Consider the following 14,413-nt stretch of genomic DNA (forward strand, 5'->3'; position numbering starts at 1 on the left):
CTCCAACCAATACAACAGCGGCCATCGAACAATCCGCCCAAAACACTCTGAATAACAATTACTGAGCTAGAGTGTCGGAAATTGTCGGAGAAGATGAGCTCGGCAATTGTATGCCGAACATCTCGCGAAAGGCTTGCTGGAAAACTCCTTCCGTATTGGAAACAGAAAAGGTGAAGCGATCGCCGAGACCGAAGAGCGTGGGACCGCGTACGATCCCTAAGCCAATTCCACCTCCGTAAGTTACGGGAGCAATCCCGAGGTCATCGATGTAGACGCTCTTTCCAGATGTTGGCGTCCCTGACCAACGGATCACGAGCTTAAAGTCGGAAGGAATAGAAGCGGGCATGGTCACAAAGAATGCGTTAGTGTCGAAGGCCGTTGGCAGACTTGCAGAAGCAATTTCGATCTTCTCCGTGCTGCCAGCCGTATATCCTGTCCCCTCAAACTGAATCAGAAACGTGCCCGAGCTAATTCCAGAGTCCGCCAAAATCTGGGCACTGACAAGGTAACGCTGCTTGCCAGTCAATGATGACGCACTGATCGACTGAGAGATCTCGATCGATGCTCCGCCAGTAGCCGTATATTTGAGTGACTTGAGACCATGAGAAACGTCTGCCAAATTCGTGTTCTCAAAAATCTCCGTCCCCGCGGACCCAGCGACGATATCCCAGCCATCAGGCACATTCGCGGTTGTAAAATCCTCGAAATCAGGATTCGTGAGAATCGACTCCGTCGTGTCATGGATCTCGCGAACCGTTCCAATCTCGCCGGAGCCCTCCGGGCCCAATCCATATGGGCCAAGGGGATCGGGATATTCGCCTTTCCAGGAGAACTCTGCGGCCTCGTCCGCTTGGGTGCACTCCAAGGTCATTGATTCGCTGGGCAAAGCCAACTCAGTTTTTAAACCCGCATAGTCATACATCGACGGGTAAGTGATGCCTGACCGCGCCCCCGGTGAAGAGATACCGTCTAGGATGTCTGTCGTGAAGACCTTTCCATCTCCAATGTTGCCACTGCCCGCAGAGACCGAACCGATCGAGACAGACGATTCTTGAATTGTCTGTGAGTCCGTCAGCATTTGCTGAAACACACACCTCAAGATTTCATTTTGATCATTAGTTGCGGCATCGATTTGACGGAGCACCGATGCGGGATCTTGGAGGCGCTTTAGGGCGTAGCTCATTAACGTCCCTCGCTGATCGGCAACGCTTACTTTCCAGCCTTCGAAATCGGAGGAAAGTCCCTGCACAGCGACGAACTGTGCGCCTGCATTCAAGGCGTCCAAGATTGCCTTGCGAACCGCATCGAGTCCTGTCGTTCCATCATTTGCTTCATCACTAAACTGGTTGAAGTACTTAACGTACTTCCCCAGATGAGTGAAAAGACCATTATTCGCACCAGTGTAGTCGAGTGACATCCTAGGAAACTCCGTAGAAAGGAAGAGACCAATCCAAGCCGCCAAGCGAGACCTGTTCAAGTCTGTAAGTGCGAAAACAAGAGAAAAATTTAGTTGAACGTCTGCTCGCCGATGGGCTAGTATATCTATAATCATTCGGGGGTCAACCGTTTTGCGGATTCTCTCTCCTCCATCTGGGCTGTTAGGGAATTATTAAGAGACTTCATCGGTATTCGGGCGTTGCATTGAAGGAATAGACATGGAAGGCAGTCAATCGGAACTAGTTACAACCTCCAGCCTCCGGCCTCGTCGGTTCGTTATTTCTCTGTCTGGCTCCTGTTGTGGTTGTGGAAAGGAACGGCAAGAAGACTCGCAGGGATCGGCCAGTACTACCGAAAACGAGCAAGCGAAAAAGGATTGCAGCTATTTCAATGGCTACTACGAGGTGATCCAAGACAAGTCAGATCCAGATCACTATGTCCATGAGTTTTCGGGAGATGCACCGTTCAACGCGAAAACATTGGAGTTTCGACTGAACAGCGATCCCAATCAGCCCAAGGAATGCATTCATGCATGCGCGTTCATTACCTTTGGTAATGATGACGAGGACAACCCGGTCGGTTCCGTGGGGTGGGGGACCGTTGTCAAATCCATTGACAAGCTTGGGGTGCTTCGACGGCGAAGCACCAACACGCTTTGCTGCTGGCCACTCAAGATTCTTGTAAATCCGGTTCCGGTCCCCGACTATGTTACGCCCCAGCCAGAATGGATGCCGGGCAATCCCGATGATCTGAACCATGCACCTTTTTGGCCATCGCTTGATTTCGATTTGATGGAGGATAGTGACTACGCGCCCGTGCGGTATGCCAACGGGGAACTTCAGCTACGCATTAAAGACCTGAGCTCCGAAGCGTTTGGGGTTCCCTGGGGCCATACGCGAGTCTACAGCAACCGCCTTTCCAACAGCTATAACTACGGAAATGGCTTTAACTGGATGATTCACGAATGGCCAAGGCTGGTCAGGTTCAAATCGCCGACGGACGCATCCAAACCACCAGTCGGTGTAACCGCTGAGAAAAAGCGGACGGGATGCACGATTGCGCTCGTCAGAGGGACACGAAACGCCCTTTGGTTTGACGAGATCGAGGAGAACGACGACAAGACAAGCTGGGAGCCTCGATTCAACGCGAAACATGTTCTTAAGGAAGATTCAGACGAGCACACCATCAAGCTTTATGCCCCCAACGGTCATGTGTGGGAATTCTATGATTTCACATGTCCCAACTCGCGAGAGTTTGAAAAGAAATCGAAGAAGGACCGAGAGGCAATCGCTCCTGGGCATCTAAAGCAGCACGTCGGCCCTTATGGCCAAGATTCTCAAAAAATCAAGTTGGCCTACAAGAAGTGCCAATTGCAAACAGCAACACGGTCGGCGTCCGACATCACAGAAACGTTTACCTATTCCTGGAAAGAAGGACATGTGGAAAACGTTACTCTGAGCCGAAAGGGAGGTGGAGGGCAAGGAAACGTTTCTCGTGTTAAATACACCTACTACGGCGATAAGGAAACACATGGAAACAAGGGCGACCTCAAGACGGCACGGGTCGAGTTTTGGGACGGCGGCTGGAAGTCGCGAAAAGACACTCTTCAGTATTTCGCCTATTACACTTCAGCCAACTCAACGTACGCTCAAGGAATGCTGAAAGCAGTTGTCGGGCCAGAGAATTACTATCGGATGAGGCAAGTCGGTCGGGACCCATTGTCCGGCGGTCCCGAGATCGGTTTCAGTGATCTTTGGATCGAGTATTATGCCGATGACATAATCACTACAACAAGTGGTGCGCGAACGACAAAACAATTGGTCAGACGCATTCAGACCATCGCTATGGATGGCGGAAAGAGAAAGCATTCGTATACATACGGTTTCAGCAGTGCCAAGGGAGTTTTCGACAAGTGGTTCTCAGAGGCACGAGAGCAACGGCCAGACTCCGGCTTCGTGAGAGTTTTCTCGAATGAAGGCGGAGAGACGCTCGTGCACAATTTGAGTGACGCACAAGACACTTGGACGCACATTCTTACTCGCTCGAGCTTTGGGCGAATGCGTAACATTTCCACGCCAAGCTCATCCTATTTTTTCGGATCTTCGGACAACGGGACAGTAAATGCGAGCAGTGCGTACAAAGGTAGAAACTATAGCTTTTTCAACGAAGGTGCCCTGGCATATTTGTCCGACCTGTTTGTGTCATCACAACCGGTAATTTCACTTGAAAGCTTCTCAGATACTGCCCCACAAGAAGAAACTTCGCCTACGCAGGCGACGCAAAAGGAGAGCGTGAGGCTGCATCACTTTGAATATCAAACACGGGGCAGTGAGGAGGCGAGGATTGCCTATCTTCAGGGGGATACGAACCCCGAGTGTAATCTTGAATTCTCACGCACTTGGACGCCAGGAGGCCCTGCCGGACAAGACACTCTAGAAGTCAGGCTTCCACCTATTCCGCAAGTGGAGCATGGTGATGGGACTTCGGCTTCAGTGGCCATGAGTTTCAACGCATTCGGCTTACCTACGGAAAGTCAAAATGAACGAGGTGTCGTCACAACAACGTTGTATTACGATGAGTTGTCGATTCCCAAACAGATTCGAGTGAATTCACTGGAGGGAGAATCTCTTGTCACCGATATCACCGCTGATTCCCATGGCCGTGTTGTTAAAACCTATGGGCCATGGCACCGTTCTGTCACAGACCCCAACGGCAGCAGGACGGAACGTGTTCGACGAGCGAACTGGGCAGTATTCGATGATGTTAACGGACTGGTCATTTCTTCCTCTGGATTCTGCCGTTCGGGAGGGAACGAACAGCTAATCAATCCGGTTTCTGTGTCTGAGCTCGACCGAGCTGGAAGAACTGTTCAACAGGTGAACGCCATTGTTCGGACCACAAATTCGCCAGGTGGGCTCAAAGCAAACGACGTGAATTCAGAGCGAACGTGGTGTCGCAAAGCCACACGCAGATTCAATAACTCCAACCTGCTTGAGGAAGATCGTGTCTATTATGACATCCAAATGGGTCTGTCTTATGCGACACGATATACAAAGTACGACGCCATGTCCCGTTTAGAGGAATACGTTTCTCCAGACGGAACACGAATAAAAACGGTTTATGATGTCCGGGGCCTGCCCAAGCAGGTGTTAGTGGGTGTCGACGCGATAAGCGAGGTGGCCTCGTACTTCTACGACAATCAATCACCAACGCCCAATGGGGGTGGTGACGGTTCTTCTGGCAATGGAAACTTGACGACAGTTGTGCGACGTGTGAAAGGTGGCGATCGAGTCACGAAAATGGCTTATGATTGGCGCGATCAAGTCGTCAGCCGTAAGGTAATTGGAAAAGATGCACTCGTGAGTTTTGGATGGGACGACGCCGGAAGAACAAACAAACTAGAAATCGACACAAAAGACTCAACGGCATGGCAAAGCGACTCGTCGACTTTCAAGCTGGAATCCGCAATGATTCCACGATTCGACAGTCGGGGCCAAATTTATCAAAGAGCCTATATTCAGCGAAATCTCTTCGGCGGAGTCTCTGGTAACAATCCTGATCTGTTGATGACGGAACAAATCTGGCGAGATCAGTCTGGAAATCCAACCAAGGTTCGCCCCGAAGGCAGCTTAGCCTATCAGGTTATGGAATATGATTCGCTTGGGCGTCAAACGTACCGAAATCACGCATTTGGTGTCGGAGATAGTTTTCAGCAAGCCACCGGTGGAGGCACGGTTGTAAGCGCAGTCGTTACGGATTACGACTCGCTGGGACAGCCCACGCTTGTAACGGAAACAAGTAGAGCCATCAATGAAAAACAAAATCCGGGAAGCCTGGCGTCCGACAATCCAACTCGGAGTTCGTTTTCAGGGGTCTTTTTCGACCCACTTGGCCGTGTAGTCGCCACGGTGGACTATGGGACCACGTGGCCTCGTTCTAGCACGGCGATTCCGGTGTGTACCGATACAACACTTGTCACTCGATACTATTACAACGACAGAGGCGAACTGGAACGAGTCGTCAACCCTGAGTTTCAGAAGACCACGTTTGTCTATGATGATGCAGGCCGAGTCGTCTTGCAGAACGATAACAACGTCCGTGCAATTAGAAATCGCTTGCTACCTGATGGACGAATGGATGCGATTGAGGAGGTGGACCTTCGATTCGACCAAACCAAGAGATTGGCCAGCTATCTTTACGGACCGCAAAACGCCTCTCTCGATTGGGATATCCAGACGAATTCGCTCGTCGCTAAGGTTGTCGATTCCGATGGTTCGGCGAGAACGTTTGGATACAACCGTCAAGGCGAAGTCACCGCGACGCAGGATTCTCGTGGATGTAAGCACGTCTTCATGTACGACGTCTATGGTCGGCAAACTGACGATATCGTGGAAGGTTTAGGTGAAAACGTCGATCCATCGACGCGACGTATTCATCGAGAATTTGACGACCTCGGGCGACTAATTTCGGTTGCGACGTACGCAGGCGTTGACTTGGCACAAGGGCAAGAGATTACGAAGGTATCGCGCGGATATTCCTTTGCCGGGCAGGTCAACTGGGAAGAGACGCTTCTTAACAGGGGTGATCGAAAGAGCGTGACAATAACCTACCTTGGAGATCAAATAGTCAATCAATCACAAGACCTAATCACGCAGGCCAGGGAAACCAATTCGCTTCGCCCGATTGGCCTTCAGTACCCAAGCAAAAGAAGTATTCGGCTTGCTTATGGCAGCCCGTATTCAAGTCATTGGCAGAACAACAGTGCAGACTATTGGCTCGGACGAGTTACTGCGATTCACAACCTAGGCAAGCAGTCCGGTGTTTCCAATGACGTAAACAACTACATCTATGCAGAAGCCTACGCAGACTACCGGTACTGGGGAGTTGGAAACATCTTTCGAGTGAATCTCGCCGCTCGGAATCTGGACAATTTCACCATGGCGTATCGCGAGGGGATCGCCTTTGATCTAGGTAGTGGCAACACAAGCAAGCCATTCGCAGCGTTAGATGGGTTGGGACGACTAAGGAGACTTGATTGGAACTTGGTGAAGGCCAATAGCAATACGAGCCAAAGCCAAAAAAAGCTTCTTAGTATCGCGTCCAACTTTGATCGCGGTTCACGTTGCATCAGCCAGCAATTAAGGACCGCCTCGTCCCAAAGCTATTCCTCCAAGACATTTGGATACGATGACCTGAACCGTCTCGATTTCTACGAGAGAAAAAACGAAGGAAGTTCCGAATCGCCGCTTGTGACTCCCTCGAAACAATTATGGATCTTGGACGGCTCAGGCAACTGGTTGAACTGGGATGTCAGCGGAGATGCCAGCCTGCATCAAACACGTCAACATGGCCCAGGGGATCGCATTGCGGCAATTAGGAATCTTGCGAACGAAACCAAATGGACCCAACCAGGCTACGATGCCGCTGGGAATCTGACTCTGTCACCCTTTCCGCCAAGTCCAGAATACGAGCAGACGATTCGTTACGACGCATGGAATCGCCCCGTTTCGGTGAGAACCCCCGTTTCGACGGGAGTCGATGATCGCCTCTGGATCGATATAAGCTACACCTACGATGGATTGGGACGCATTCAGCGTGTCAAAAAACCGTTCGAAACTCGCCGCTTCAGTTACTCGCCAAGTTGGCAGCTACTGGAAGAAGAAGTTCTCTCGCTTGCGAATGGGGATTATCGTAACGAATATATCTGGGGAGTGCGTGGCCCCAACGACCTTATTTGCCGTGAAAGATACGACCTGAACGATGCACTGCAGGAACGTCAATACGCCTTGTCGGACGCGAACGGCAACATCCTGGGAGTGGTGTCGGATGGAGACGATGAGCTTGATCGCCTGATTACCTATGATCCCTACGGAAACCCTGTGAACGAAGGCGATTTCCGGCAACTATTTGGTGGCTACTATTACGACTCGGACACAGGGCTCTACTTGGTCCGCAATCGAGTTTATCATCCAACGCTGGGCCGCTGGCTGACCAAAGATCCTTTGGGAATGGTGGATGGGCCGAACCTGTATGAGTACTGTGCGGGTGATCCAGTTAATAACGTTGATCCGAGTGGCGGATGGATTGAGTCTGCCTGGGATTTATTCTCATTGGGACTGGGAATCGCAAGCTACAGGCATAACTTGGCAGAAGGTAATTGGGGATTTGCGATTGCTGACGCAATTGGCATCACCGCGGATGCAGCTGCTTTGTTGCTTCCGATTGTGCCTGGAGGGGCAAGTGTCGCAATTCAGGGCGCACGAGTCAGGCAAGCAGCACGCTTTATTGACCGTTTCTCAGATGTCGTGAAGACGGCCGATTTTGGAGCCAATGCCTATCAGGCCTACGATGCATTCGAGCATGGCAACTATTGGGGGGCTGGGCTTGGAGCAGCGGGGCTAGGTATCAGGGCGGTTCAAGGGAGCTTTATCCTGCCGCGAAGGTACGCACAACTAAATGCGCGATGGGGAACAAGGGATTATCCAGGTGTCAATAACTATGATGACTGGGCATCGCTAGTTAGCACACGCGGTGGCCGCACGCAAGGATTTCAAATAACAAATGGGCGTTTTCTCGGTCCGAGGTATGCTCCTTCAATTAGGAATCTCGATCGACTAGGAACGATCGACTATTTAGACACAGCAGCTCACGAATCATTTCACGCGTTCATTTACAAGCACCTTCCTGGCATAGCGGACGCTTCAGAAGCAACATTGGGTCGCATTCCAATTGGGGCACCCATAAAATACCTGGAAGAAGCAGCTGCTTACGGCATTGGCAGCCTTCGGGTTGGCAGACTGCACGGTGTAATCTCGTCCCCGATCTTGCCGTTCTTGTCTGACTCCCTTAATGGCTACGAAAAACTCGTTGCCGCTCCATTTGCAATAGGGGGAATCACGCTTGGAGCCTGGAGTATTTATGACTACTTTGCTCGTTAGCATTGTTATTGCAAGTTTGTGTCTAGTTATTGTGTGGGCAGGATGGAAATTGCAGCGATGTGAAACTGAAATGCGCTGGAAGGTGTTGCATGAAAAGCATCTGGTGGTCGATGCCTCGATGCTTGAGCGTCTGAAAATAGAGCGAGTAATTATGGTGAACTTGGGGTTTGGAAAAGAAATCTGGCTACTCAAGGAAAAGGACTGTGATATTGATCACGCTACCCGAATTCTCCAGAACGCCGTCGTGCTAAAACGCAATCAGACGCTTCCGAAGGAACTCGAACAAATCAAGGAAGTAATATCAATTCGATTCCGATAAAGCAGCGATGGAGCTGTGTTGGATTTTACAGGCATGTACGGTAGCGTCTCGAACGAAGGCGATTTCCGGCAACTATTTGGTGGCTACTATTACGACTCGGACACAGGTCTCTACCTGGTCCGCAATCGCGTCTACCACCCGAAACTAGGCCGCTGGCTCACCAAAGATCCCCTGGGCATGGTCGATGGGCCGAACCTGTACGAATACTGTGCGGGCGATCCGGTGAATCTTATCGACCCGAGTGGTGAGGCGATTCCGTTGATCCTCTACGTCGGCGCATTTGCTATTGCTGCCGCCCACGGGTGGTCGCAAACGATCCTGGCAACAAATGGAGAGGCAAGTCTCGGCGAGCAAGCCCTCGGCACGGGTTTAGGGGCACTGGGTGGGTTTAACCCCTTTGGAGCCTATGGCAGCGCATTAGGGTCAATCGGTGGTTATTACGGTGGCGAAGCGACCGGGGCCTGGGATCCAAATCAAGGCTACCAATGGGGCGGATTGGCTGGGCTTTTCGTAGGAGACATTGGCGGTATCTTGCGTCGAGGCGCAGTTGCCGGTATTCCGCAAGCGGCCCGACAATTCGGCTGGCGAACGGTCCTCAGTAAACGGGCACGGAATGTGGCCCCGGAACTTCTCTCATTGGGCGGGGGGATTGCCGGAGCAACAATTGGCTCTCAACTGACTGACGACCCACTACTTGGCGCCAATCTTGGTATGATGGCAGGCGGCGCCCCAGGTGGCATTTGGAGGTTAGGGCGAACCATTCGGACGGCTCGTCTAGCAAATTTCCGTGTCAATTCCACTCGATTCTATAGCGTCTTGAGTGACAAAGCTGCTGCACGGCTAGCTGCTGGAGGTGAACCATGGCCAGCCCTCAGCGAGAGTGGTGCTAATCTGGGAGAAGGAATTTACCTTTGGGCCAGGAGGTGTGTGGCATTGCGATATTTGGCAAGAAAAGAGTCACGATTCGACTTCGACCCTAGTCGAGGAACCGCTATTCGTAGCTTCCGAATTAGAAACAGCCGACTTCAAAGTTTTTCGCGACTAGATCTGAGAGCAGTCGATGAAACGACTTTTCAGAGGTTCATCGATACTCACACAGCATATGTGGAAAATTTTGTTCCCCACGGAATGGAATATATCATCTACCCGCGGGGTATTGGCACAGAACACTTCTTCGACAAGAGTGTCTTTCAGTGGTTTACAATGAGGATGTAACATAAATGGAGTCATTTACTTATACGATCCGAAGGGTTGCTGGAGGGCGTGGTCACTTTGCTCGTGTTCAAGTCGGAATCGCTCAAGATGGCTCGAATCCGGTTGAAGTACCTTTTGATAAGAGCAAACTTCTGCCCGAATGGATTGATGCGGCTAAATCTGGAATTGAATTTGCTTTGCATGACTTAGAACGTAATGATCGTGTTGTCATATTGTCTATCGACGGTTCTTTGGCAGATACATTTGAGGACGCCGTTTTCTGCGCTGCTGCGGTTGCAACGTTTCGGCTCTTCGATGAAAACGCTCGGATAGAGTTATTCGACGGCGAGAAATGGATCGTTACAGACTTGGGTGAAAACACTTCCTGACTGCCCGTGCGTCGGGTGTCAAGGAGGAATCAAATCCACTTTCGTTTACTCCCTCTCGGATGCCAATGGCAATATCGTCGGACTAATTTCGGAAGCGGAAGACTACCTGAATCGCTTGATCACGTATGATCCATATGGCACGCCCACCGGCGAGTATGACTTCCAGCACCTCTTCGGCGGCTACTATTACGATTCGACGACCGGTCTCTACCTGGTTCGTAACCGCGTCTACCACCCGAAACTAGGCCGCTGGCTGACCAAAGATCCCCTGGGGATGGTGGATGGGCCAAATTTGTACGGATATTGCGGGGGGGATCCAATCAACGCGGTCGACCCTTCAGGCACGGTTTCATTCTGGGATGATCCTCTTGATTGGGGATATGGACCTGGAGGAGCTGTTTGGGACGTAGGAGCATCCCAATCGTGGATTGGACGAGCTTATCAAGGTGCTGGCCAATCCATGGCGGAGATGCTGGGCCCCGAATACCTCGCTCAGGCGGGCGGCTGGGAACTCATTGGCCTGACAGCCGCTGCCGCGACTGCGGGTGTTCTGGGCGGCCTCGCCGCTAGTTCAGTTGCCGGCACCATGGGCCTTGGCTATTGGTCCACCCTGGCGTTTTCCGGCGCTGCAGGAGGTGGAGCGGAATACTTGACCTGGACGATAGGCGCCAGGGCACTAGGGGGCAATCTAGCCGCAGGACCGACGCTTGGCGGACTGGGCTGGCATTCCGGTGCCGGGGCTGTTGGCGGGGTGGTATTGGGAGGAGTTGGACGAGCGGTTGGTTGGGGATTTCGACAGGTTATTACTGGAACTGGCCGCGGCTTGATCGGATTGGTCAAGCCGGGAGGAACGGTTGATAGTTCTCTTGTTACCCACTATTCAGAGATCGCAAGGGCTGCACAAATGACAAGTGCCATTAGACGATACAATGCGATTGCCAAGTGGTTGGGCCAGAAGCCATCGGCAAGTAGCGAGGAAATCCTGGAGGCATTGGCAAGTGACGTAACATTTTCTAGGGTTGGTCATCTTCGCTCGGGGCTTTTCGACTTTGGTAACCAAGGAGAAATCGTGTACGGGGCAAATCAAATATATGCCGTAGGAAAAAGGTTTTGGCTTCAAGGCAATCCATTTTCCGCTTACGGCCGCCGCGCTGGGCGACATGAATTGCTTCATCTAGGCGCGGCACTGCGGGGACAAGGAGACAATTATATTCACGAAATTGCGGTTCAGGCGGCTACCACGCCTGAAAATCTGGTACTTGCAGGCAGCTTAATTGGTGGTCCCGTTGGATTTGTATGGTGGTGGACTAGATCATGATGCGTGGACAGTTCCTATTGAAACTCAATACCTTACTTACATCTATTGTAGGCGTTATTGTTACCTATCTGCTGAGAAGCCACACGGAACTTCCCGGCATGGCGATATTTGGATTGGCGATTTCAGCCTGCATTCTTTTCTTTATCCTGTTCAGCATTGTGGTCACAATACTTGGGATGTAGTTTCATGCGTCTGAACACTTTGCTGCGATCGTCTAGGACTGATGGACTCTGCGATAGCCCACGACTTTCGGACAATGGCGGGCCAGAGTTTCTACGCCGCTAAGGTCGGGGCGTTTTCGGCTTCGTGTTGATCGGACGACTTGTAGCCCAGCGTCTGGTGAATTCGTGTTGGATTGTAAAACGTTTCGATATACGTGAACACGCTCAGCCGAGAATCCTCCAACGTCTCGTACTCGTAGGGCTTCGTCCATTCGTGCTTGAGCGACCAGGAGAACCTTTCGGCGACCGCGTTGTCGTAGCAGTTGCCGCGGCGACTCATCGAGCGCGTGTGATGCCCAGCGTTTGCAGCGTCCGCTGATAGGCGTCGCTCGTGTCCTGGCAACCGCGATCGCTGTGATGCAGGAGTTCGCCTCGCTTCCCCGTCAAGTCTGGGCCACTCAGGCCATGCTAGCTAGGGTATCCCTGACTCCTTAGCCACTTTTCGATGGCGTCTTCCAAGATCTCTTGGATGCGGTAAGGCTCTTTACCCTCCAACTGACGTTTGAGCGACGCCCGTTTCAGTGCAGAGGCCAATTCCGGGCGACAGCGGGTCGTTAGTGGAACTCTGCCGCGATACTGAGGTAAGACGCTCTCGTTTGTGTGGGAAACGGATTCTAGCGTGGCATCCGATACATCGGTTGATTCTTCCTTGTCCCCAAACACAAACTTGCGTTCCAAAGCTTTCAAGTCAGGCGTTTCTTCCAATCCGGTTACCAGGGATCGTCGTTGGCTCATGCGGACCTCCTTGCCTCTCGCTTGATTTTGGCCTTCTTCGCCTTCGCCTCGGGCAAAATCTCGGAGAAGAGGCGGTTCACCTCGGCCGAGGCTTCCCGGGCGCGAGCTCCCATTTGCCACACGAGTACCCCTTGGCCTGGGGCATCCGCATAGATCTGACGAAGCACCAATGGTGTTTGAGCCACTGGAAGTTGAAGGGCTTTCGCGGTATCGATCATATCCTTGGTCAACCGGTATTTCTTGCCCACCATGCTCAGAACGATGAGTGCTCTAGGTAGCGTTCCTCGAATGCCATGTACCTGCCGCAAAACGGCGGTAGCATTTGCCAGAGCACGAACCTCCAACATGCTGGCCTTGCAAGGTACGATCGCCAGATCAGATTTCAGTAACAAAGCTCGACTGGTTTCCGTCTGACTGCCCGGACCATCCGCGATGACATAGTCAAACTCTTGACCAAGCAAGGGCAACTCATCCAAGATCTTATCCGGGTTGTTCAGCAGAACGGTCGGTAGATCGGGGCAAGCCTCCTGCATCCATTCACTGGAGCTATGCTGCGTGTCGCAGTCCACCAAAAGCACCCTGTGCCCCAGTTCATGGAGCCACGCAGCAAGATGAACGGCTGTCGTGCTCTTGCCGACTCCTCCTTTGCTATTGGCCACTGCGATGATTGTCATGCCAGCTTGATTAGCACCATTCTTCCCGACTGGCAAGCAGAAATGTTTCGTGGGCAGTTTGTCGCACTGGCACCATTCCGTCCGGCTGGCCACCCAGCCGAAAAGATGGAGAGAAAACAGCCTTGTAAGCAAGCTTGCCAGATTGCTGGCCAGCCAGAAAGCTGCCCCTCCATCCATGAATCCTTCCAGCCAAAAAGCTTTGAAGCTCCTTCAAGGAAACGCCTGCCAAAAATTGTATCAACAGAAGGGGAGGTTGATCATGCCTCGCAGTAGGGGAGTCAGCCGCCTGACTTTCCCGGGGAAATGTTCGATGTGGAACATTGGGCCAGTCCATTGTCCCGAATCGAAGCGATCAATGAGGTAAAGAAAAAGCGAATTCAGTCATAAAGGAGACGAAAATTCGAGCAAAAGAAAAGGCAGTCCGAGAGCATTACGGACTGCCTGGAAGACGGAGAATGAGCTACTCGACAGATGTTGCAAGTTGCTCGAGTGCAGCCACAACATGCGGTGCGACTAACTTGGCTTTACCTGTGAAGCAGCGGTCGTAACAAAACGTGAGACTCCGCTCGGCCGACTGGGAGTTGATCACCTCGATCGGCCCGTATCCGGAAGAGTCTTCGGAAGTCGAATAGTAGGGACCCGGATAGAGTTGTCGAAATGCCTTCCATTCCTGGAGATCGAGATCTTTGCAATCGGAATGGCAGAATTCAAGAGCACAAGTCAACACATAGGCTACCAATTCTGCCCGTTCTCTTTCGTCCCAGTAAAACGTGGAAAGGACGTGCTGCTCGGTACTGATACAGTAAACGTCAAAGGTGCTGTCGACCCAGTCACTTCCAGGTGAATAGCGGAACGGTCCGGGATAGATTTTCGAGAATTGAGGATTGAGTACAGGGGGGGATTTCGTGGTCATAAAATGGCTCCATCGAAGTTGCGAGAATTAGTCAGCCGACCGAAGCCGGCTGACCGTTGGTTAAGCTTCATCGCCGAGGTTTTCTTCGGCACGGGCCGCGGCTGCGTCTGAATTCAGCAACTTGCGGATTCGCGTATCGGCCAGATTGGCGATCTTGGCGACTAACAAAGCGTCCCTGAGCCCGAAGCTGCTTGTCGACTGATAGTTCCCCGTGGAGTCCTTATAGGACGTATCGATCGTGAACTTGTAGAACGGGCTGCCATCTTCGGCGAGAT

General features: G+C 51.9%; 12 protein-coding genes. 6 read left to right on the top strand and 6 right to left on the bottom strand.

Annotated features, from left to right (window positions below):
• Positions 1-58: 58 nt before the first annotated feature.
• Complete coding sequence (locus DTL42_RS13270; RefSeq protein WP_147274268.1) at positions 59-1,417, bottom strand: hypothetical protein; 1,359 nt, start codon at positions 1,415-1,417, stop codon at positions 59-61.
• A gap of 238 nt (positions 1,418-1,655) precedes the next feature.
• On the opposite strand from DTL42_RS13270, the gene DTL42_RS13275 reads away from it, so the two are divergent.
• The 5 genes from DTL42_RS13275 to DTL42_RS13295 are packed head-to-tail and all read left to right on the top strand — an operon-like array spanning position 1,656 to position 11,595.
• Positions 1,656-8,375, top strand: coding sequence for an RHS repeat domain-containing protein (locus DTL42_RS13275; RefSeq protein ID WP_114369200.1), 6,720 nt, complete (start codon positions 1,656-1,658; stop codon positions 8,373-8,375).
• A complete protein-coding gene (locus tag DTL42_RS13280; RefSeq protein WP_147274269.1) occupies positions 8,356-8,694 on the top strand; it encodes a hypothetical protein in 339 nt (112 codons plus the stop codon). Before DTL42_RS13275 ends, DTL42_RS13280 begins: the two co-directional genes overlap by 20 nt.
• 15 nt (positions 8,695-8,709) lie before the next feature.
• The gene (locus DTL42_RS13285; RefSeq protein WP_147274270.1) at positions 8,710-9,909 is read left to right on the top strand and encodes an RHS repeat-associated core domain-containing protein; all 1,200 of its coding nucleotides are present in this window, start codon (positions 8,710-8,712) and stop codon (positions 9,907-9,909) included.
• Between the two features lie 5 nt (positions 9,910-9,914).
• The gene (locus tag DTL42_RS13290) at positions 9,915-10,277 is read left to right on the top strand and encodes a hypothetical protein (RefSeq protein WP_114369203.1); all 363 of its coding nucleotides are present in this window, start codon (positions 9,915-9,917) and stop codon (positions 10,275-10,277) included.
• On the top strand, positions 10,261-11,595 hold the full coding sequence (locus DTL42_RS13295) for an RHS repeat-associated core domain-containing protein (RefSeq protein ID WP_114369204.1): 1,335 nt from the start codon (positions 10,261-10,263) through the stop codon (positions 11,593-11,595). Before DTL42_RS13290 ends, DTL42_RS13295 begins: the two co-directional genes overlap by 17 nt.
• A 273-nt stretch (positions 11,596-11,868) precedes the next feature.
• Here the strand turns inward: DTL42_RS13295 and DTL42_RS13305 are convergent, their stop codons facing one another.
• From DTL42_RS13305 to DTL42_RS13315, 3 genes are all read right to left on the bottom strand, one after another.
• The gene (locus DTL42_RS13305; protein WP_114369206.1) at positions 11,869-12,096 is read right to left on the bottom strand and encodes an integrase core domain-containing protein; all 228 of its coding nucleotides are present in this window, start codon (positions 12,094-12,096) and stop codon (positions 11,869-11,871) included.
• Positions 12,097-12,224: 128 nt separating this feature from the next.
• A complete protein-coding gene (locus DTL42_RS13310; protein ID WP_114369207.1) occupies positions 12,225-12,551 on the bottom strand; it encodes a hypothetical protein in 327 nt (108 codons plus the stop codon).
• Positions 12,548-13,225: a ParA family protein gene (locus tag DTL42_RS13315; RefSeq protein WP_234824199.1), complete on the bottom strand. Its 678-nt coding sequence runs from the start codon at positions 13,223-13,225 to the stop codon at positions 12,548-12,550. The genes DTL42_RS13310 and DTL42_RS13315 overlap by 4 nt, the downstream gene beginning before the upstream one ends.
• On the opposite strand from DTL42_RS13315, the gene DTL42_RS26800 reads away from it, so the two are divergent.
• Complete coding sequence (locus DTL42_RS26800) at positions 13,163-13,498, top strand: hypothetical protein (protein WP_234824204.1); 336 nt, start codon at positions 13,163-13,165, stop codon at positions 13,496-13,498. The genes DTL42_RS13315 and DTL42_RS26800 overlap by 63 nt on opposite strands.
• A gap of 187 nt (positions 13,499-13,685) precedes the next feature.
• Here DTL42_RS26800 and DTL42_RS13320 read toward each other — a convergent pair whose 3' ends face one another.
• Positions 13,686-14,138 (bottom strand): hypothetical protein, encoded by a 453-nt coding sequence (locus DTL42_RS13320; protein ID WP_114369209.1) that lies wholly within the window; start codon positions 14,136-14,138, stop codon positions 13,686-13,688.
• Between the two features lie 60 nt (positions 14,139-14,198).
• On the bottom strand, positions 14,199-14,413 hold a 215-nt coding region (locus DTL42_RS26305; protein WP_158545363.1), incomplete at its 5' end, for a hypothetical protein.

The organism is Bremerella cremea (genome assembly GCF_003335505.1).
GTDB lineage: Bacteria > Planctomycetota > Planctomycetia > Pirellulales > Pirellulaceae > Bremerella > Bremerella cremea_A.